The sequence below is a fragment of the Microbacterium sp. LWH11-1.2 genome (genome assembly GCF_038397745.1).
Lineage (GTDB): Bacteria > Actinomycetota > Actinomycetes > Actinomycetales > Microbacteriaceae > Microbacterium.
The window spans coordinates 3233634-3252300 of record NZ_CP151636.1; the positions used below are offsets into that span (position 1 = coordinate 3233634).

The following is an 18667-nucleotide window of genomic DNA, read 5'->3' on the forward strand; positions in this document are numbered from 1 at the left end:
GGTCAGCGGCGGCGCTGGCAGGTCGGGCAGAAGTGCGAGGAGCGGTTCATGAACGCCGCCCGGCGGATCGGCGTCCCACAGCGCGGGCACGGCTGACCACCGCGACCGTAGGCGTTGAGGGAGTGCGCGAAGTACCCGGCCTGCCCGTTCACGTTGACGTACTGCGCGTCGAAACTCGTTCCGCCCTCGGCGAGTGCCTTCGCGAGGACCGCGCGCACCTCGGCGAGAAGCCGATGAACCGCCGGTGTGGACAGGCGGCTCGCCGGTGTCTCCGGATGGATGCGCGCCGCCCAGAGCGCCTCGTCGGCGTAGATGTTGCCGATGCCGCTGACCACGTTCTGGTCGAGGAGCACCCGCTTGATCGCACTGTTCTTGCGGGCGAGAGCCTGCCGGAAGCGCTCGTCGTCGAACGCGTCGTCGATCGGATCCCGGGCGATGTGGCCGACCTGCGTCGGGATCAGGGACGAGCCGTCATGGATCAGGGTGTCGACCGCGAGGGATCCGAACGTCCGCTGGTCCGAGAAGACGATCGCGAGCTCGCCGTGCTGCGGATGCTCGAGATCGATGCGGATGCGCTCATGGCGCTCCGCGGCGGCATCCGGTGCGCGCAGCAGCATCTGCCCGCTCATCCCGAGATGCGCGATCAGCGCGGACTCCGCATCGTCGAGCGGGAGCCAGAGGAACTTCCCGCGCCGGGATGCCGCAGAGAACCTGCGCCCCTCGAGACGTCCGACGAAATCGGCCGCGCCGGCCGGATGCCGTGTCAGCGCCCGCTCGTCGAGGACGGTGACCGCGGTGATCAGAGAACCGATCGCCGCAGGCGCGAGACCTGCGCGGACGACCTCGACCTCGGGAAGCTCAGGCACGCTCGTTCAGTGTGCGCCAGGCGCTCAGCGCGGCCGCCATCTCGGCGGTCTTCTTGCTGCTGCCGGTGCCGGTCATGCGGATGTCGCCCACCTCGACCGTCGCGGTGAAGCGTCGATCGTGATCGGGCCCGCTGGCCACGACCGAGTACTGCGGCGGCGTGGCCCCGGAACGAGCGGCGAGCTCCTGAAGACTGGTCTTCGGATCCATCGCCGCGCCGTAGCGCTCGGGATCGGCGAGCAGCGGCTCGGTCAGGCGGAGCACGAGCTCGGTCGCGGCCTCGGGGCCCGCCGACAGATAGGTGGCGCCGATGACGGCTTCCATTGTGTCGGCGAGGATCGAGTCCTTGTCGCGACCGCCGGTCTGCTCCTCGCCACGACCGAGCCGGAGGTGGCTGCCCAGATCGATGCCGCGGGCCACCTCGGCGAGGGCGACGGTCGACACGACGCTCGCGCGGCGCTTCGCCAGCTCGCCCTCATCCAGATCGGGGTGCGTGGTGAACAGCATGACCGTGACGGCCTGGCCGAGCACCGAGTCGCCGAGGAACTCCAGGCGCTCGTTGTGCGGGATGCCGCCGTGCTCGTACGCGTACGAGCGATGGGTGAGCGCCAACTCCAGAAGCTCCGCGTCGATGTCGACGCGGAGCTTGACTGGGAGAGGTCTCGTCCCCCCGGGGACCTCCGTCACGATGAGTTCGCGACTCAGACGTCGGCGACCTTGCGGCCCTTGTACTCCAGGAAGAGCTCGGTGCCCTGCGAGTCGGTGACGACCTTCGCCTGGTGGGGACGGCTGTAGACGGTCTTGCCGTTCTCGATCGTCTTCACGAGGGCGACGGGCGCCGCCTTCCACTGCGCGCGGCGCGAGCGGGTGTTCGAACGGGAGACCTTGCGCTTCGGGGGGTTACCAGCCATGACTAGCTCTCTTCTTTCTCGGCGGCGCGGCTCGATGCCTTGCCGTCTTGGTCTGTGATCTGCTGGAGCGCGCTCCATCGAGGATCGATGGGAGCGGCCTGCTCCGTCCCGGTGCTCACGGTCAGCCTTTCGCCCGTTTTCGGGTCGAGACCCGGGCAGTCCGGCTGACACACCGGCTGAAATGGAAGCGACAACACGGCCGCATCCCTGACGAGAGTTTCAAGATCCACGTGGTCGTCTTGAACCTCGAAGTCAGTTTCTTCCTCACCAGGATACGCGAAAAGCTCCTGGAACTCGACTTCGACAGGCTGAGTGATGTCGATGAGGCATCTTCCGCACACTCCGGCGTACTCCGCCTCCGCCGTTCCGGAGACCAGGATCCCCTCGTGGACCGACTCGAGACGCACGTCGATGTCGAGGTCGGAACCCGCCTCGTACCGGACGATCCCCTCGCCCCAGGGTTCGGCGAGACTCACCGTGAACTCGTGTTCACGCATCTCCCCCGGGCGTCGGACGATGTCGCGGACGGGAAGGACGAAAGGGCCGTTCAGTCGAGATCGCACCACGCCATGCTACCCGGCTCCGTCTGCGAGCGGGCCGGACGAGCGGCGGTGAGCGGTCGTCAGATCCCGCGCGCGCCGGTGTCGAGGAATGCGGCGACGGCCGGGGGGACGAACGGGGTGACGTCGCCGCCGAGCGACGCGACCTGGCGCACGAGCGAGCTCGACACCATCGCGTGCGACGGGTCCGGAAGCAGGAAGACGGTCTCGATGTCGGCCAGGTGCCGGTTGACGATCGCCATCGGCGATTCGTACGCCACGTCGATCTGGGAGCGGATGCCCTTCACCAGGACCCCGGCTCCGACGTCGCGGGCGTAGTCCACGAGAAGGCCCATGCTCCAGGAGCCGATCACGATGGTCCCGGCCATGCCGTCTTCGGCGATCGAGCGCTCGAGGAGCGAGAGGCGCTGCGCGATGGGCAGCATCGCCTCCTTGCCGGGGTTGTGGACGACGAGCACGTGCAACTCGTCGTAGAGCTTCGCGGCACGACGGATCACGTCGAGGTGACCCAGCGTCGGCGGATCGAAAGAACCGGGGACGACGGCGATCCGGCTGCTCACTGGGACTCCATCCGTCGCTCCGTGCATCGCATGGCTCCAGCCTAGGGCACGCGGATCGCGTCAGTTCTTCGCCAGCGCGGCGCGGTCCTCGTCGCTCACCCGGCGGCCGATCACTTCGCGCAGTCCCGGATGCCGCGCGAGTCCGGGGTCTGCCGAGAGGATCTGCTCGGCGACCTCACGGGCACGGGTGATGAGCCCCGCGTCCTTCACGACGCGCAGCAGCTTGAGCGACGATCGGACGCCCGCCTGCGCCGCACCGAGCACATCGCCCTCGCCACGCAGCTCGAGGTCGACCTCGGCCAGCGCGAAGCCGTCGAGGGTCGCCGCGACGGCATCCACGCGCTCGCGGGCGACGGAACCCGCCTCGGCCTCCGTGACCAGGAGACAGAGCCCCGGCACCCCGCCGCGACCCACCCGGCCCCGCAGCTGATGCAGCTGGGAGACGCCGAAGCGGTCGGCGTCGAGGACGATCATCGTCGAGGCGTTCGGAACGTCGACACCGACCTCGATGACCGTGGTCGCCAGCAGCAGGTCGATCTCGCCGCGCGCGAAGGCCTGCATCACGGCATCCTTCTCGTCCGAGGGCATCTTGCCGTGCAGCACGGCCCGGCGGAGCGATCCCAGCTTCGGGTGCGTCGCGAGCGCCTCGTCGAGCTGCACCACACCCCACCGCGGCCCTGCCGCACCTTCGGGCGCGAGGGCGGACTGCTCCCCCGGCTCCGCCGTCTTCTTGGCGGTGTCGATCGCTGCGCAGACGGCGAAGACCTGCCGACCCTGCGCGATCTCCTCGGCAGCGCGGTCCCAGACCCGGTTGAACCACCCCGGATGCTCGGCGAGCGGAGCGACGAACGACTCGATGCCGGCCCGTCCGGCCGGCATCGTCCGGATGACAGAGGTGTCGAGGTCGCCGAAGACCGTCATCGCCACGGTCCTCGGGATCGGGGTCGCCGTCAGCACCAGCGCATGCGGGCTCGAGCCCTTCGCCCGCAGGGCCTCCCGCTGCTCGACGCCGAAGCGATGCTGCTCGTCGACGACCACGAGGCCGAGATCGGCGAAGGTCGTCTTCTCGCCGAGCAGCGCGTGCGTTCCGACGACGATGAGCGACTGCCCCGACGCGACGCGCAGCGCGGCCTTGCGGCGTTCGGCGGCCGGGAGCTGTCCGGTGAGCAGCGTCGGCATGACGAGAGGTGCGAGCTGCGGGCCGAGCATCTTCGCGATGGAGCGGAGGTGCTGACCGGCGAGGACCTCGGTCGGAGCGATCAGCGCGGCCTGCCCTCCGCTCTCGGCGACCTGCAGCATCGCGCGCAGCGCGACAAGCGTCTTGCCGGAGCCGACCTCGCCCTGGACCAGGCGGTTCATCGGCCAGGCGCCCACCAGGTCGTGCGCGACCTGGTCGCCGACTGTCTGCTGGTCAGGGGTCAGCGCGTAGGGCAGCGAGGCGTCGAAACGCTCCAGCAGGCCTCCGGGCTCCGCAGGGCGCGCGGTGGCCGAGAGCGCGCGGACCGCATCGCGCTGCTGGAGCAGGGCCGTCTGCAGCGTGAGAGCCTCATGCATCCGCAGGGTGCGAACGGCAGGATCGATGTCGTTGCGCGTGCGCGGCCGGTGGATGAGCTCGAGAGCCTCAGCGGCCGTGAGCAGCTCCTCCCCGGTGCGCACCTCTTCCGGGAGCGGATCGGGGATGCCGGTCAGGTCGTCGAGCACCCGTCCGACGAACTTCGCGATCTGCCAGGTCTGCAGCGTCGAGGTCGCCGGGTAGATCGGGATGAGCACCGCCGCCCGCGCGTCGGCCCGGCGCCGGGCCGCGTCTTCGTCGTCGAAGAGCTCGTACTCGGGGTGAGCGAACTGGGTGACGTCGTTGAACATGCCGACCTTGCCCGAGAACACACCGCGCCGTCCGACCGCGAGGTCTTTCGAGCGCCACTCGGCGGCGCCGAGGTTCTTGGCGAAGAACGTCAGCGACATGCGCCCGATGCCGTCGCCGATCACGACATCGACCATCGCCCCCTGGCGGTTGCGCATGCGGCGGAAGCTCGAGGAGAGCACCTCGGCCACGATCGTCACGGTCTCGCCGATGGGGAGGTCGCGGATGGGCGTGAGCTCCCCCGGATCGGCGTAGCGTCGGGGGTAGTGCGAGACCAGGTCTGCGACCGACTGCATGCCGAAGGCCCGGTTCAGCGTCTTCGCGGGGGCGGCGCCGAGGGCCTCCTCCAGCGAGGAATCGAGCGTGAGCGGCATGCTCCGAGTCTAGGGAACCCCGCGGACACCTCGGACGCCGTGTCTGTCGTATCGTGAACGGGTGACGAGGATCATCGCCGGACGGGCACGCGGAGCACGACTCGAGGTGCCGGGCGCCGGCACACGTCCGACCAGCGACCGGGTGCGCGAGTCCCTGTTCGGCGCTCTGGAGTCCGCGGATGCCATCGACGGCGCGCGCGTGCTGGACCTCTATGCGGGATCCGGGGCCCTCGGGCTGGAGGCGCTCAGCCGCGGCGCGGCGAGCACGGATCTCGTCGAGCGCGGACGCCAGGCGGCCGCGCTGATCCGCCGCAACGCCGTGACCGTGGCGAAGGCGGGCGGTTCGGCGGCCGTCCGCGTGCACGAGGTGGCCGTGCACACCTACCTGCTGCGGGCCTCCGGCACGTTCGACCTCGTGTTCTCCGACCCGCCGTACGATCTCGACGATGAGGCGATGACGGCCGACCTGGTCGCCCTCGCGCCGCTGCTCTCGCCACAGGCGCTCGTCGTCGTCGAACGTGCTCGGCGCTCGACACCGCCTGACTTCGCCGCAGCGGGCCTCGAGCTGTTCCGCGAGAAGGCCTACGGCGACACGGCGCTGTGGTGGGCGGAGCCGGTCTCACCGGACGAGGAGCCCGGGATCGACGCTCAGCCCGCGACCGAGTCCCAGTCGCGATAGGGATCCCATCCGGAGACGTCCACCGGGTGCTCGTCGCACAGCAGCTCGTCGCTGCCGGCGGCCCGCACCTCGCCGATGACCCGGAATCCGGGCGGGAGAACGCCGTCCGGGAACGTCGCGAGGAGACCGTGATCCTCGCCGCCCGCCAGCGCACGATCCGGATCGTCGCCGAGGGACCCGCCGTCGAGAGCGATCGTCACGCCCGACGCCGCGGCCATCCGCCGCGCATCGAGTGCCAGGCCGTCGGAGATGTCCATCATGGCGGTCGCGCCCGCCGTCGCGGCCACCGGGCCGAGTCCGACCGGCGGAGAAGGACGCAGCTGCGCGGCGACCGCGGCGCTCTCCCCCGCGGCGAGCTTCGACGGATCGATCGCGACCGGCACGTCGCCGTCACGGAACCGATCGAACAGCACGGCGAGGCCATGCGCGGCGTGCCCCAGCTCGCCCGCGACCGCGACCACGTCGCCCGGTCGGGCGCCGGAGCGGGTCACCGCCGCCCGTCCCTCCAGATCGCCGAGCGCGGTCACCGCGACGGTCAGCACATCGGAGACCGTGAGGTCCCCGCCCACCACGGCGCAGCCGGGAGCCAACGCCGCGCAGGCCTCACGGAACCCGTCGGCGAGCCGCTCGACGAAGGACAGGCGCAGATCACGCGGGACGGCGAGGGCCACGAGAAGCGCGGTCGGGCGGGCGCCCATCGCCGCGATGTCCGCGAGGTTCACCGCCGCCGCCTTCCAGCCGAGGTCGTACCCGTTGGACCAGGCGAGCCGGAAGTCCGGTCCGTGCACGAGGGTGTCCGTCGTCGCCACCACGCTGCCCGACGGCGCGGCGACGACAGCCGCATCGTCACCCGGCCCGAGGAGCGTGTACGTCCCCGGAGCGGTGCGGGTGAGGATCGCTCGGAGGATCGCGCCTTCCGAGAGATCTCCGAGGGCAGGGTCGTCGGCTGCGGGTCGGGAGGGCATGCTGTCAAAGGTAGCCTGGAAGCATGCTCCGTTCCCGTCGCCTCGCAGCCGTCGCAGGTGCGGTGATCCTGGCCGCGGCCCTCGCCGGCTGCTCCACGACCGTGCATCTCGAACCCGCCGAGGATGCGAACGATCCCGGCTGCGCTGCGGTCTCCGTGCTGCTCCCGGACAGCGTCGGAGGCTTCGACCGGGTCTGGACCGATGCTCAGGCGACCGGCGCGTGGGGCGACCCGACGATCGTGCTGCGCTGCGGCGTCGAGCCGCCCGCCCCGTCCGCGCTCGTGTGCACGACGATCGGCGGCGTCGATTGGCTCGTCCTCGATCAGGAGGAGGAGCGCCAGCGGCTCGTCACCTACGGCCGCGAACCCGCCGTCGAGGTCAACATCCGCCGCGGCGAGCAGATCGACTTCCAGGCCGTGGTCGACACGATCTCGTCCAGCATCCAGCCGGGGCTCTCCCCGGCGACCGCGCAGTGCACCGAGCGGGTCGAGTTCCCCGCGGGCTGAATCAGCGCCGCAGCCCGGCCTCGACCAGTTCGGTGATCAGATCGCCGTAGCTCAGCCCGGAGGCCACCCAGCACTTCGGGAACATCGAGATCGGCGTGAAGCCGGGCATCGTGTTGAGCTCGTTGACGACCAGCTCACCCGCAGGCGTCAGGAACATGTCGACGCGGGCGAGACCGCGCCCGTCGACGGCCTCGAACGCGCGGATCCCGGCGTCCTGGATCGCGGCGACCTCGGCGTCGGTCAGCTCGGCCGGGCAGACGACGTCGACCCCGTCGCCGCCGAGGTACTTCCCCTCGAAGTCGTAGAACCCGCGAGAGGTCAGCACGATCTCGCCGGGAAGCGACGCCCGCACACCGTCGGCGCTCTCGAGCACCGCGACCTCGATCTCCCGGCCGCTCACTCCGGTCTCGATGAGCACCTTGTCGTCTTCGGCGAAGGCGGTCGCGAGAGCGGCATCCAGCTCGTCCAGGCTCTCGACCTTCGAGACACCGACGCTCGAACCGGCACGCGCCGGCTTCACGAACAGCGGCAGGCCGAGGTCTGCGGCGCTCGCGCGCACCGGCGCGGCATCCTGGTCCCACTCCCGACGTCGGACCGTGACGCCCGGCGCGACGGAGATGCCGGCCGCCTGGAGCGCGATCTTCATGAAGTGCTTGTCCATGCAGAGCGCGGAGTCGAGGACTCCACCGCCGGCGTAGGGAACCTCGAGGGTGTCGAAGAAGCCCTGGATCGTCCCGTCCTCCCCGTGCGTGCCGTGCAGGATGGGCAGGACCACGTCGATCTCGCCGAGCCCCTCGGTGCCACCGTCGGGGTGCACGACCCGCAGAGTGCGGTCGCCACCCGGCTCCGGCCACAGGACGCGGGTGCCGTTGTCGACCACCTCGGGAAGGTGCGCCGCGTCGAGCGGGAACTTCGCGGGGTCGTCGTCCTCGAGGACGAATGCCCCCTCGCGCGTGATCCCCACCGGGATCACGGAGTAGCGGTCGCGATCAATCGCTCCCAGCACGCCCCCCGCCGTTGCGGAACTGATCGAATGCTCGCTGGAGCGCCCTCCGAAGAGCACCACCACCGTCTGCTTGTCCATGGTTGGTCCTCTCACCCTGGGGGGTGTCGTCGTCCGTCGTCAGGTGGGGTGCGATATCGCGGGGATCCATCTTCCCGTCGAGCACCATCTTCACCTGTTCGACGATGGGCATGTCCACCTCGGACTCGCGGGCGAGCTGCAGCACAGGGGCGACGGAGGCGAGGCCTTCCGCCGTCTGCTGCATCTGCTTCACGACATCCTGGAAGCTGTATCCCTGGCCGAGCAGGCGCCCGGCCGTGTTGTTGCGGCTCAGCGGAGACTGGCAGGTCGCGATGAGGTCGCCGAGACCCGCGAGCCCCTGGAGCGTCTCCGGGTGCGCACCGTTCGCCACGGCGAAGTCGGTCATCTCGACGAGGCCGCGGGTGATGATCGAGGCCTTGGTGTTCTCGCCGTAGCCGACGCCGTCCACGATGCCGATCGCGACCGCGATCAGGTTCTTCAGCACACCGCCGAACTCCGTGCCGATCACGTCGGTGTTCACGAACGTGCGGAAGTAGCTGTTTCGCGCCGCCCTCGCGACGATCTCCGCCGTCTCCTGGCTGCGCGAGGAGATCACGGCGGCGGTCGGCTGCTCGCGGGCGATCTCCAGAGCCAGGTTGGGCCCGGATGCCACGGCGATGCGGTCGGGATCGCAGCGCAGCTCCTGCTGGATGACCTGGCTCATGCGCAGCCCGGTGCCGCGCTCGACGCCCTTCATCAGGCTGACGATCTTGGCGTCGCTGTCGGCCAGCAGGGGGCGCAGCGCCTTGAGGTTCTCACGCAGCGACTGGCTCGGCACCGAGAGATAGACCTGCTCCGCGCCCTCGAGCGAGGTGGCCAGCTCATGCGTCGCCGCCATCGAGCGGGGAAGGTTGATGCCTGGCAGGTATCGCGAGTTGCGCTTGGCCTCGTCGATCTCGTGCGCGAGCTCGGCGCGGCGTGCCCACATCGTCACCTGCGCCCCGCCGTCGGCGAGGATCTTGCCGAAGGTGGTGCCCCAGCTGCCGGCGCCGATGACCGTGGCCCGCGGGCCGATCGGGACGGCGGGTCTCTTAGGAGTCAAGGCGACCCGTCTCCTTCTGGCCGTGGCTCGCGGGATTCCAGCGTTCCGCGGGCGCCTTCTCATCGCGCAGCTCCTCGAGCAGAGCGGTGATCGCATCCATCAGACGCGTGGTCGCCTCGTTGAGCGCCGCCGGCTCACCCGCGCGGCTGCGCAGGTCGGAGACGTCGACCGGATCGCCGATGACCACCTGCACGGGCTTGCGCAGCGGCCAGAGGCTGAGGCCCTTCTGGTAGCGGCCCATGATGGCCTGCGTGCCCCACTGCGCCATGGGGATCAGCGGGATGCCGTCGGCGAGGGCCAGTCGCACCGCGCCGGACTTGCCGCGCATCGGCCAGAGCTCGGGGTCGCGCGTGAGCGTGCCCTCCGGGTACACGATGACGCCGCGTCCGTGCTCGACGAGCTCGGCCGACTGCTTCATGGTCTGCTTCGCGGACGCCGCGGACGACGTGCGGGCCACGGGGATCATGCCGGTGCGCTTCAGGAACCACCCCAGCACCGGTACACGGAAGAGGCTCTCCTTGGCCATGAACCGCGGGGCGCGGCCGATGCGCCACACGGCGACGGACACGATCAGCGGATCGAACTCGGAGTAGTGGTTCGGAGCGAGGACGAAGGACCCCTCCTGCGGAAGCTTCTCCGCACCCGTGACGCGGATCTTCGCGATCAGGGCGACCGGTGGGATCACCAGCGCGGCGAGCGGCCAGAACACACTCGGCCGCGTCGTCTCCGACGATCGGGAAGTCACCCGCGTCACCGGATGACGTCGAAGTCGGCGCCCAGTGCGTCGAGCTTGGCCAGGAACTTCTCGTAGCCGCGGCTGAGGATGTCGACGCCCGAGACCTTCGACTCGCCCGTCGCGGTGAGGGCGGCGATGACGTGGCTGTAGCCGCCCCGGAGGTCGGGGACGACGATGTCGGCGCCGTGCAGCGGGGTCGGGCCGGTGATGACGGCGGCCTGCTCCAGCTCGCGACGCGGAACCCGACGAGGACCGGCCTGAAGGCCGTGCGGGTGCACGACGATGTCGGCGCCCATCTTGACCAGCGCGTCGGTGAAGCCCATCCGGTTCTCGTACACGGTCTCGTGCACCACGGAGCGGCCGTGCGCCTGCGTCAGCGCCACCACGAGCGGCTGCTGCCAGTCGGTCATGAAGCCGGGGTGCACGTCGGTCTCGACGACCACGGGCTGGATGTCGCCGTCGCGACGGAAGAGGATGCCGTCCTCCTGGACGTCGAACCAGCCGCCGGCCTTGCGGAACACGTTGAGGAACGTGAGCATCTCCTGCTGCTTCGCTCCGCCGACGAAGATCTCGCCGTCGGTCGCCAGCGCGGCAGACGCCCAGGACGCGGCCTCGTTGCGGTCGAAGATGGAGCGGTGGTCGTAGCCGCGGAGCTTCTCGACGCCCTCGATCACGATGACGCGGTTGGGCTCGTAGGAGATGATCGCGCCCATCTTCTGCAGAACGGCGATGAGATCCATGATCTCGGGCTCGATGGCCGCGTTGCGCAGCTCCGTCGTGCCCTCCGCGCGGACGGCGGTGAGCAGCACCTGCTCGGTGGCGCCGACGCTCGGGTACGGGAGGTGGATGTTCGCCCCGTGCAGACGCCCGTGCGGCGTGGAGAGACGGATGCCGCTGGGGAGCTTCTCGACCACGGCGCCGAACTTGCGGAGCGCGTCCAGGTGGAAGTCGATCGGGCGATCGCCGATGCGGCATCCGCCGAGGTCGGGGATGAACGCCTGACCGAGACGGTGCAGCAGCGGTCCGCAGAAGAGGATCGGGATCCGGGAGGCGCCGGCATGGGCGTCGATCTCCTCGAAATGCGCCGATTCGACGTCGCTCGGGTCGAACACCAGCGCGCCGGGCTCGTCTCCGTCGGAGACGTTGACGCCGTGCACTTCGAGCAGCGAGCGGACGACGGCCACGTCGCTGATCGCGGGGACGTCGCGGAGCACGCTGACGGTCTCGCCGAGGAGCGAGGCCACCATCGCCTTCGTCGCGAGGTTCTTGGCCCCCTTGACGTCGACGCGACCGCTGAGCGGGCGGCCGCCTCGAATGGCGAGGACGTCTCCGGTGAGAGCGGGGACTCCGTCCGGAAGAGCGTCGCGCACAGGTGTCGTCATTCGGAGCCTCACTTCATTCCACGGATTTCGGGGGCGGGTTGCCCCTGGCTCCCCCGCCCCCTCCGTGTCACTGCACGGGGAGGGTTCGGGGCCGCCACGACTCGCAACGGGCCTCGAACTGCGCGATCTTGTCTTCGTTGCGCAGCGTGAGCCCGATGTCATCGAGCCCTTCGAGGAGCCGCCATCTAGTGTAATCGTCGATCCCGATGTCGGCCTGGACGTCGCCGATCGAGGCGGTGCGCGCCTCGAGATCCACGGTGATCTGCGCCCCGGGATTCCGGTCGATCTCGGCCCAGATCAGCTCGAGATCCTCTTCCGAGATGGTCGCTGCGAGGAGTCCCTGCTTGCCCGAGTTGCCGCGGAAGATGTCGGCGAATCGCGGGCTGAGCACGACTTTGAAGCCGAAGTCGCGCAGCGCCCAGACGGCGTGCTCACGGCTGGATCCGGTTCCGAAATCGGAGCCGGCGACGAGCACCGAGGCCCCCTGGAACGGCGCCTGGTTGAGGACGAACTCCGGATCCTGACGCCAGGCGTGGAAGAGCGCATCCTCGAAGCCCGTCTTGGTGACCCGCTTCAGGAAGACGGCGGGGATGATCTGATCGGTGTCGACATTGGAGCGCTTCAGCGGAGCCGCGATGCCGGTGTGCGTGGTGAACTTCTCCATGATCAGGCCTCTTCTCCGATGGTGACGAGCAGATCGGCAGGGCTCGACAGCGTGCCGCGGATGGCGGTCGCCGCCGCGACGAGCGGCGACACGAGGTGCGTGCGCCCGCCCTTGCCCTGACGGCCCTCGAAGTTGCGGTTGGAGGTCGACGCGCAGCGCTCCCCCGGTGCGAGCTGATCCGGATTCATGCCGAGGCACATCGAGCAGCCTGCGAAGCGCCACTCGGCGCCGAAGTCGGTGATGATCTTGTCCAGGCCCTCGGCCTCTGCCTCGAGCCGCACGCGGGCGGAGCCGGGGACGACCATGACACGGACGCCGTCCGCCTTCTTCTTGCCCTCGATGATCGAGGCGAAGGCGCGCAGGTCCTCGATGCGGCTGTTGGTGCACGAGCCCATGAAGACCGCGTCGACGGGCACCTCCTTGAGCGGCGTCCCCGGCATGAGGGCCATGTACTCCAGGGCGCGCTCCGCCGCGGCGCGCTCGTTCGGATCGGCGATCTCGGCCGGGTCCGGAACGGATGCCGACAGCGAGCTGCCCTGCCCCGGGTTGGTCCCCCAGGTGACGAACGGCTCGAGCTCGTCGGCGTCGATGAAGACCTCGGCGTCGAACACCGCGCCCTCATCGGTGGGCAGCGTGCGCCAGTAGGCGACGGCATCCTCCCAGTCCTGGCCCTTCGGCGCGTGCTGGCGCCCTTCCAGGTAGGCGAACGTCGTCTCGTCGGGCGCCACCATCCCGGCGCGGGCGCCGGCCTCGATCGACATGTTGCAGATCGTCATGCGGCCCTCCATCGACAGCGCGCGGATCGCGCTGCCGCGGAACTCCAGGACGTAGCCCTGACCGCCGCCGGTGCCGATCTTGGCGATCACGGCGAGGATGATGTCCTTGGCGGTGACGCCGGGGCGCAGCGTGCCCTCGACCGTGATCGCCATGGTCTTGAAGGGCTTGAGCGGCAGCGTCTGCGTGGCCATGACGTGCTCGACCTCGCTCGTGCCGATGCCGAACGCCATGGCGCCGAACGCGCCGTGCGTCGAGGTGTGCGAGTCGCCGCAGACGACGGTGATGCCGGGCATGGTCAGGCCGAGCTGCGGTCCGACCACGTGCACGATGCCCTGCTCGGCGTCGCCCAGCGAGTGCAGGCGCACGCCGAACTCGGCCGCGTTGCGCCGCAGCGTCTCGATCTGCGTGCGACTGGTGAGGTCGGCGATCGGCTTGTCGATCTCCCACGTCGGGGTGTTGTGGTCTTCCGTGGCGATCGTGAGGTCGAGTCGGCGGAGGGGGCGGCCTTCGCTGCGCAGGCCGTCGAAGGCCTGCGGGCTGGTGACCTCGTGCACGAGGTGCAGGTCGATGTAGATGAGGTCCGGTTCGCCGTTCTCGCCCTTGACGACGAGATGGTCGTCCCAGACCTTCTCGGCCAGGGTCCTGCGGCGTGCGGAATCGGAACCGGGTGCGGGGGTGCTCATTGCGTTTCTCCTGAAGCTGGCGGTTCGGCCCACGATGGACTCCGCGACGAGGAGGGGCTCAGAACGAGGTCTCGTCGCGGCCGCTAAGAAGAAGGAGCACGGTCCGCATGACGTCAGATTACCACCGCCCAGGCATGCTCCGACCCGCCGTGACACTCTGTTCTTCACCCGACCGACCGAGAGGCACCGCATGACCGTCGACACCGCCCGCTTCGCCACCCGTGCGGTGCATGCCGCGAGAGGCCGCGAGACGGCGGCACCCCGAGCCACGCCGATCTACCTCACGGCCGGGTTCGAGTTCGACGACTTCGACCATGCGGCGGACCACTTCGGCACCGGCACCGGATTCGGCTACACCCGCACCGGGAACCCGACCGTGCACGCGGCAGAGCGTCAGCTCGCCGCCCTCGAGTCCGGAGCGGATGCCGTGCTCGTCGCGAGCGGACAGGCCGCGGTCGTGACGGCGCTGCTGACCGTCGCCGGCGCGGGCGATCACATCGTGACCTCGACGCACATCTACGAGGGGACCCGGGGCCTGTTCCTCGACAACCTCGCCCGACTCGACATCGAGACCACGTTCATCGACGACATCGCCGACCCGGAGGCCTGGCGTGCAGCGATCCGACCCAACACGCGCGCGCTGTTCGCGGAGTCCATCGCCAACGCCCGCAACGACGTGCTCGACGTCGCCGCCATCAGCGCCGTCGCCGACGAGGCGGCCATCCCCCTGATCGTCGACAACACGCTGGCCACTCCCTTCCTGCTGCGCCCGATCGAGCACGGCGCGGCGATCGTCGTGCACTCGGCGTCGAAGTTCCTCGCCGGCCACGGATCGGTCCTCGGCGGGGTGATCGTGGACGACGGTCGCTTCGACGCGGAGCGCGCGGGTCACAACGCACCGCATCTCGTGCTCCCCGGTCGCGGCGGACTGCCGAGCGTCGCCGCCCGGCATGGCGGCCGCGCGCGGATCGCGTACGCACGCGAGTCGGTGGCTCCGCGCTTCGGCGCCTCCCCCTCGCCTCTGAACGCCTTCCTGATCGGTCAGGGCGCGGAGACCCTCGGGCTGCGCGTCGAACGTCAGTCGCGCAACGCCCTGGCGATCGCTCAGTGGCTCGAGGCGCAGGAGGCGGTCGAGAGCGTCGACTACGTCGGCCTGCCGTCGCACCCGGATCACGACACCGCGGTGCGCTACCTCGATGGCGGCTTCGGCTCCATCTTCACGTTCACTCTTCGCGGCGGCCTCGACGCCGCCCGCCAGTTCGTCGAGCAGGTGCGCGTCTTCACCCACATGACGCACATCGGCGACGTGCGCTCGCTGGTGCTGCATCCCGGCACGACGAGCCACGCGCAGCGCACGGAGGAGGAGCGCGAACTGCTCGGCGTGCGCCCCGGCACGCTGCGCCTGTCCATCGGCATCGAGGACATCGAGGACCTCATCTCCGATCTGGCGCGCGTGCTCGACGCCACGCGCGAGGCGGTGGCATGAGCCGCCCCCAGCACTTCGGGTGGTTCCTCGCCCGCGGTTTCGGGCCGCAGGGGTGGGGCTATCCCGCCCTCGACTGGGACTACGACTGGACGCGCCCCGAGATCTACCAGGAGGCCGCGCGAACGCTCGAGCAGGCGGGTTTCGATCTCGTCATCATCGAGGATGCTCCGTCGATGGGATCGCCGGAGACCATCGACATCCGCGTCCGGCACGCGTTCGGCGGTCCGAAGCACGACCCGCTGCTCCTCGCGCCCTACCTCTTCCAGGCCACGAAGCACCTCGGTGTCGTTCCGACCGTCAACCCGGCGGCGTCTCTCCCCTACACGTCCGCGCGACAGTTCGCGACGCTGCAGCACCTGAGCGCGAATCGTCTCGGCCTCAACGTCGTGACCGACACCGGCAGTGCACGCCACTTCTCGGATGCCGCCCAGCTGGGCCACGACGAGGCGTACGACCGCGCCGAGGAGTGGCTCGACGGCATCCGCTCGCTCTGGCGCAGCTGGGACGAGGGCGCGCTGGTGCGGGATCGCACCACGGACGTGTTCGCGGACGGCGCGAGGATGCGACGCGTGCAGCACCGCGGCACGCACTACTCCTTCGACGGGCCGCTCAACGCGCTGCCCTTCACCGACGGAGAGCCGGCGATCGTGTCACCCGGAGGTTCCGGACGCGGTCTCGGCTTCGCCGGAGCGAACTCCGACGTGCAGCTCGCGCTCGCCCCGTTGCACGAGGCATCCGTCCGCGCATACCGGGCGAAGATCCACGATGCCGCCGTCGCCGCGGGCCGCCGCCCCGACGACATCAAGATCCTCTTCGCCATCCAGCCGGTGATCACCTCGTCTTCCGAGGAGGCCGATCGTCTCGTCGCCGCCTCGGCGCACCCCGACGACTCGGCCCTCCTGCAGATCGCCCGCAAGCAGTCGAGCGATCTCGAGACCGATCTCACGTCGCTCGACCTCGACAAGCCGCTCGACCTCGAGATCTTCGGCCCGCACGTCTCGCGCGGGAGCATCCAGCGACTGGTCGGCGACCGCGGTGAGGATGCCCCGCTGCGGGCGCACCTGACGGCCCTCGTGCGCGCCGGCCGCTTCTCCGACCGCACCGGCTTCGTCGGGACCGCCGAGGAGTTCGCCGATGTGATCGAGGAACTCGGCGAGTGGGGCAACGACGGCGTGCTGCTGTGGGGCGACTTCCACCCGGTGAGCCTGCACCGCACGCTCGACGAGCTGGTCCCCGTGCTCCGCCGGCGCGGCATCCTCCGTCGCGAGTACACGGACGGCGGGCTGCAGGCGAACCTGCGCGCCTTCTGAGTCGTAAGGCTCGTCAGCCGCACTACCAACCCAGCGAGCCCGGGCCGCCCTTGAACGGTCCGACGACCGAGGGCGTGACCCACCCGCCGTAGAAGCCGCCCGGCTGCGGGACGACGACCTCGTCCCCGACGGTGCATCCGTCCATCGGTCCCGCGTACACCGCGACCCGGTCGCGCAGCGTCTCGAACCCCGGCGCGGGATTCGGGTAGTTCCACGCCGCGCCCTCGCGCACCGTGTCTCCGCCGCGCACGTCGAGGTAGCGCGCGGTGCCCTTGAACTCGCAGAGCGAGCTGCCCGGAGCATCCGTCAGCGCTCCCGGGACGAAATCGACGATCGGGAGATAGTAGACGGGAGGATGGCTCGTCTCGAGCACCCGCACGGCATCCCGGGTATCGGCGATCAGCACGCCGCCGAGGCGGATGGTCACGCGCTCCCCGACCGGCTCGACCCGAGGTGGCCTCGGGTAGTCCCACACGGATTCCTGCCCCGGAGCGGGGATGACGGGAAGAGGTCGGCGCATCTGTTCAGAGTACGTCGCTCCGTGTTGACTGATGTCATGACCGCGATACCGATGTTCCCGCTCGGCTCGGTGCTCTTCCCGTTCACCCCGCTGCCGCTGCGCGTGTTCGAGCCGCGGTATCTCACGATGGTCGGACGGCTTCTCGACGAGGACGACCCCGAGTTCGGCGTCGTGCTCATCGAGCGCGGCCACGAGGTCGGCGGCGGCGACCGGCGCACCAGCATCGGCACGATGGCCCGGCTGGTCAGCGTCTCGGCCGGCGCCGAGGTGCTGACCGCCGTCGCTGTCGGCACCGATCGCTTCACGGTCGAACAATGGCTCGACGACGACCCCTACCCCCGCGCGGATGTCACGCCGCTTCCCCGACTCGAGTGGGACGATGCACTCACCCCGCTGGAGAAGGAGGCCGAGGCCATCGTGCGTCGCACTCTCGCTCGCGCGCCCGAGACGCGGTGGGACGCCGACACCGAGCTCGCCGATGAGCCGCTCGCCGCGGCATGGCAGCTCGCCGCGATCGCTCCGCTGGGCGAATACGACAGGTACACCCTGCTGCAGTCGACGACGGCCGGTGCGCTCCTTCGACAGATCATCGATCTCACGCTCGAGGCCGAGCTCCTGTGGTCAGCCGAGTGATCTCACTCGGTGATGACCGCCTTCTTCTCGGCCCGCTTCTCGCGCCCTGAGGCGATGAGGCTGGCGATCGTCGCGATCGTCATCGACGCGATGATCACGCCCAGCGAGACCATGTTGTCGATGTCGGGCACCCACTCGACGTGCTCGCCGCCGTTGATGAACGGCAGCTCGTTCACGTGCAGCGCATGCAGGATGAGCTTGATGCCGATGAAGCCGAGGATCACGGCGATGCCGTAGTGCAGGTAGCGCAGGCGGTCGAGCAGATCGCCGAGCAGGAAGTACAGCTGGCGCAGGCCCATCAGCGCGAAGATGTTCGCCGCGAACACGAGGAAGCCGTTCGTCGTGATCTCGAAGATCGCCGGGATCGAGTCGATCGCGAAGATCAGGTCGGTCACACCGATCGTGATGAGCACGATGACCATCGGAGTGAACATCCGCTTGCCGTCTACCGTGGTGCGCAGCTTCGAACCGTCGTAGTGGTCGCTGATGTCGATGCGCCGACGCAGCAGTCGCACGACGAAGTTCTCGCGCTGCACCTCGCCCTCGTGATCGCCGTCCGGCATCGCCTGGCGGATCGCTGTCCAGATGAGGAATGCGCCGAAGACGTAGAAGATCGGCGAGAAGTTCTCGACGATCGCGACGCCGACGAGGATGAACGCGCCGCGCAGGACGAGGGCGATGATGATCCCGATCATGAGCACCTGCTGCTGCAGCCGCCTCGGAACGGCGAACTGCGCCATGATCAGCACGAAGACGAAGAGGTTGTCGATCGAGAGGCTGTACTCGAGCGCCCATCCGGTGATGAAGTCGCCGGCGTTCTGCCAGCCGCCCACGTTGCCGAGCAGCACCGCGAACAGCAGCGCGAGGCCGACGTAGAACACCACCCAGAGGGTGGACTCCTTCGTCGAGGGGATGTGCGGGCGCAGTTTGATGAGCAGGAGGTCGCCGATGAGGATGATCGTGAGGACGACCATCGAGGTGATCTCGAACCAGAGAGGGATTTCCAAGGGCGCACGGCACCTTTCAGGAGGGTCGGGAAGAAGCCGAAAGTCTCTCCCCCGCACAGAAGT

The 18667-nt window shown here is 69.6% G+C and carries 20 protein-coding genes; 5 read left to right on the forward strand and 15 right to left on the reverse strand.

The annotated features are described in order from the left end of the window. Positions 1-2: 2 nt before the first annotated feature. The 6 genes from mutM to MRBLWH11_RS15770 form a co-directional block, all read right to left on the reverse strand. On the reverse strand, positions 3-866 hold the full coding sequence (gene mutM, locus MRBLWH11_RS15745; RefSeq protein ID WP_341945498.1) for a bifunctional DNA-formamidopyrimidine glycosylase/DNA-(apurinic or apyrimidinic site) lyase: 864 nt from the start codon (positions 864-866) through the stop codon (positions 3-5). Next, positions 859-1551: a ribonuclease III gene (rnc, locus tag MRBLWH11_RS15750; protein ID WP_341945499.1), complete on the reverse strand. Its 693-nt coding sequence runs from the start codon at positions 1549-1551 to the stop codon at positions 859-861. The genes mutM and rnc overlap by 8 nt, the downstream gene beginning before the upstream one ends. A gap of 14 nt (positions 1552-1565) precedes the next feature. After that, positions 1566-1775 (reverse strand): 50S ribosomal protein L32, encoded by a 210-nt coding sequence (gene rpmF / locus MRBLWH11_RS15755; RefSeq protein ID WP_116635093.1) that lies wholly within the window; start codon positions 1773-1775, stop codon positions 1566-1568. A gap of 2 nt (positions 1776-1777) precedes the next feature. After that, positions 1778-2326 carry a DUF177 domain-containing protein gene (locus MRBLWH11_RS15760; RefSeq protein ID WP_116635413.1) on the reverse strand — a complete coding sequence of 183 codons (549 nt, stop codon included), beginning with the start codon at positions 2324-2326 and terminating at the stop codon, positions 1778-1780. A 71-nt stretch (positions 2327-2397) separates the two neighbouring features. Further along, a complete protein-coding gene (gene coaD / locus MRBLWH11_RS15765; RefSeq protein WP_116635094.1) occupies positions 2398-2895 on the reverse strand; it encodes a pantetheine-phosphate adenylyltransferase in 498 nt (165 codons plus the stop codon). 60 nt (positions 2896-2955) lie between these two features. Beyond that, on the reverse strand, positions 2956-5130 hold the full coding sequence (locus MRBLWH11_RS15770; protein WP_341945500.1) for an ATP-dependent DNA helicase RecG: 2175 nt from the start codon (positions 5128-5130) through the stop codon (positions 2956-2958). A 61-nt stretch (positions 5131-5191) separates the two neighbouring features. Between MRBLWH11_RS15770 and rsmD the strand changes: the two genes are divergently transcribed. After that, positions 5192-5809, forward strand: a complete 618-nt coding sequence (rsmD, locus tag MRBLWH11_RS15775) for a 16S rRNA (guanine(966)-N(2))-methyltransferase RsmD (RefSeq protein WP_341945501.1) — start codon at positions 5192-5194, stop codon at positions 5807-5809. On the opposite strand, the gene thiL is transcribed toward rsmD, so the two are convergent. Next, entirely contained in the window at positions 5779-6774 is a 996-nt protein-coding gene (gene thiL, locus MRBLWH11_RS15780) for a thiamine-phosphate kinase (RefSeq protein ID WP_341945502.1), read from the reverse strand. The genes rsmD and thiL overlap by 31 nt on opposite strands. 23 nt (positions 6775-6797) lie before the next feature. Here thiL and MRBLWH11_RS15785 point away from each other — a divergent pair, with 23 nt between their 5' ends. Continuing rightward, complete coding sequence (locus tag MRBLWH11_RS15785; protein WP_116635098.1) at positions 6798-7280, forward strand: DUF3515 domain-containing protein; 483 nt, start codon at positions 6798-6800, stop codon at positions 7278-7280. Position 7281: 1 nt separating this feature from the next. Here the strand turns inward: MRBLWH11_RS15785 and MRBLWH11_RS15790 are convergent, their stop codons facing one another. The 6 genes from MRBLWH11_RS15790 to leuC all read right to left on the reverse strand — a co-directional run bounded on the left by MRBLWH11_RS15790 (position 7282) and on the right by leuC (position 13648). Then, complete coding sequence (locus tag MRBLWH11_RS15790; protein ID WP_341945503.1) at positions 7282-8364, reverse strand: D-alanine--D-alanine ligase family protein; 1083 nt, start codon at positions 8362-8364, stop codon at positions 7282-7284. Continuing rightward, complete coding sequence (locus tag MRBLWH11_RS15795) at positions 8270-9406, reverse strand: NAD(P)H-dependent glycerol-3-phosphate dehydrogenase (protein ID WP_116635100.1); 1137 nt, start codon at positions 9404-9406, stop codon at positions 8270-8272. The genes MRBLWH11_RS15790 and MRBLWH11_RS15795 overlap by 95 nt, the downstream gene beginning before the upstream one ends. Further along, the gene (locus tag MRBLWH11_RS15800) at positions 9396-10160 is read right to left on the reverse strand and encodes a lysophospholipid acyltransferase family protein (RefSeq protein WP_116635101.1); all 765 of its coding nucleotides are present in this window, start codon (positions 10158-10160) and stop codon (positions 9396-9398) included. The genes MRBLWH11_RS15795 and MRBLWH11_RS15800 overlap by 11 nt, the downstream gene beginning before the upstream one ends. After that, entirely contained in the window at positions 10157-11524 is a 1368-nt protein-coding gene (murA, locus tag MRBLWH11_RS15805) for a UDP-N-acetylglucosamine 1-carboxyvinyltransferase (protein WP_116635102.1), read from the reverse strand. The genes MRBLWH11_RS15800 and murA overlap by 4 nt, the downstream gene beginning before the upstream one ends. 67 nt (positions 11525-11591) lie before the next feature. After that, complete coding sequence (leuD, locus tag MRBLWH11_RS15810; protein WP_341945504.1) at positions 11592-12188, reverse strand: 3-isopropylmalate dehydratase small subunit; 597 nt, start codon at positions 12186-12188, stop codon at positions 11592-11594. Between the two features lie 2 nt (positions 12189-12190). Beyond that, positions 12191-13648 (reverse strand): 3-isopropylmalate dehydratase large subunit, encoded by a 1458-nt coding sequence (gene leuC, locus MRBLWH11_RS15815; protein WP_341945505.1) that lies wholly within the window; start codon positions 13646-13648, stop codon positions 12191-12193. 190 nt (positions 13649-13838) lie between these two features. Here leuC and MRBLWH11_RS15820 point away from each other — a divergent pair, with 190 nt between their 5' ends. Together MRBLWH11_RS15820 and MRBLWH11_RS15825 are read left to right on the forward strand one after the other, a co-directional pair. Beyond that, positions 13839-15134, forward strand: coding sequence for a PLP-dependent transferase (locus tag MRBLWH11_RS15820; RefSeq protein ID WP_341945506.1), 1296 nt, complete (start codon positions 13839-13841; stop codon positions 15132-15134). After that, entirely contained in the window at positions 15131-16444 is a 1314-nt protein-coding gene (locus MRBLWH11_RS15825; protein ID WP_341945507.1) for an LLM class flavin-dependent oxidoreductase, read from the forward strand. The genes MRBLWH11_RS15820 and MRBLWH11_RS15825 overlap by 4 nt, the downstream gene beginning before the upstream one ends. A gap of 22 nt (positions 16445-16466) precedes the next feature. Here MRBLWH11_RS15825 and MRBLWH11_RS15830 read toward each other — a convergent pair whose 3' ends face one another. Beyond that, positions 16467-16964: a DUF427 domain-containing protein gene (locus MRBLWH11_RS15830; RefSeq protein ID WP_341945508.1), complete on the reverse strand. Its 498-nt coding sequence runs from the start codon at positions 16962-16964 to the stop codon at positions 16467-16469. Positions 16965-17000: 36 nt separating this feature from the next. Here MRBLWH11_RS15830 and MRBLWH11_RS15835 point away from each other — a divergent pair, with 36 nt between their 5' ends. Next, positions 17001-17597: an LON peptidase substrate-binding domain-containing protein gene (locus MRBLWH11_RS15835; RefSeq protein WP_341945509.1), complete on the forward strand. Its 597-nt coding sequence runs from the start codon at positions 17001-17003 to the stop codon at positions 17595-17597. A gap of 2 nt (positions 17598-17599) precedes the next feature. On the opposite strand, the gene MRBLWH11_RS15840 is transcribed toward MRBLWH11_RS15835, so the two are convergent. Then, complete coding sequence (locus MRBLWH11_RS15840) at positions 17600-18604, reverse strand: TerC/Alx family metal homeostasis membrane protein (protein WP_116635109.1); 1005 nt, start codon at positions 18602-18604, stop codon at positions 17600-17602. Between the last annotated feature and the right edge of the window lie 63 nt (positions 18605-18667).

What these genes read in the sequence shown, in the direction of transcription:
- MRBLWH11_RS15785 (WP_116635098.1), top strand. Translation starts at nt 6,798, where the DNA reads ATGCTCCGTTCCCGTCGCCTCGCAGCCGTCGCAGGTGCGGTGATCCTG.
- MRBLWH11_RS15835 (WP_341945509.1), top strand. Translation starts at nt 17,001, where the DNA reads ATGACCGCGATACCGATGTTCCCGCTCGGCTCGGTGCTCTTCCCGTTC.
- MRBLWH11_RS15770 (WP_341945500.1), bottom strand. Translation starts at nt 5,130, where the DNA reads ATGCCGCTCACGCTCGATTCCTCGCTGGAGGAGGCCCTCGGCGCCGCC.
- murA (WP_116635102.1), bottom strand. Translation starts at nt 11,524, where the DNA reads ATGACGACACCTGTGCGCGACGCTCTTCCGGACGGAGTCCCCGCTCTC.
- MRBLWH11_RS15825 (WP_341945507.1), top strand. Translation starts at nt 15,131, where the DNA reads ATGAGCCGCCCCCAGCACTTCGGGTGGTTCCTCGCCCGCGGTTTCGGG.
- MRBLWH11_RS15830 (WP_341945508.1), bottom strand. Translation starts at nt 16,964, where the DNA reads ATGCGCCGACCTCTTCCCGTCATCCCCGCTCCGGGGCAGGAATCCGTG.
- MRBLWH11_RS15790 (WP_341945503.1), bottom strand. Translation starts at nt 8,364, where the DNA reads ATGGACAAGCAGACGGTGGTGGTGCTCTTCGGAGGGCGCTCCAGCGAG.
- MRBLWH11_RS15820 (WP_341945506.1), top strand. Translation starts at nt 13,839, where the DNA reads ATGACCGTCGACACCGCCCGCTTCGCCACCCGTGCGGTGCATGCCGCG.
- leuD (WP_341945504.1), bottom strand. Translation starts at nt 12,188, where the DNA reads ATGGAGAAGTTCACCACGCACACCGGCATCGCGGCTCCGCTGAAGCGC.
- leuC (WP_341945505.1), bottom strand. Translation starts at nt 13,648, where the DNA reads ATGAGCACCCCCGCACCCGGTTCCGATTCCGCACGCCGCAGGACCCTG.
- rpmF (WP_116635093.1), bottom strand. Translation starts at nt 1,775, where the DNA reads ATGGCTGGTAACCCCCCGAAGCGCAAGGTCTCCCGTTCGAACACCCGC.
- thiL (WP_341945502.1), bottom strand. Translation starts at nt 6,774, where the DNA reads ATGCCCTCCCGACCCGCAGCCGACGACCCTGCCCTCGGAGATCTCTCG.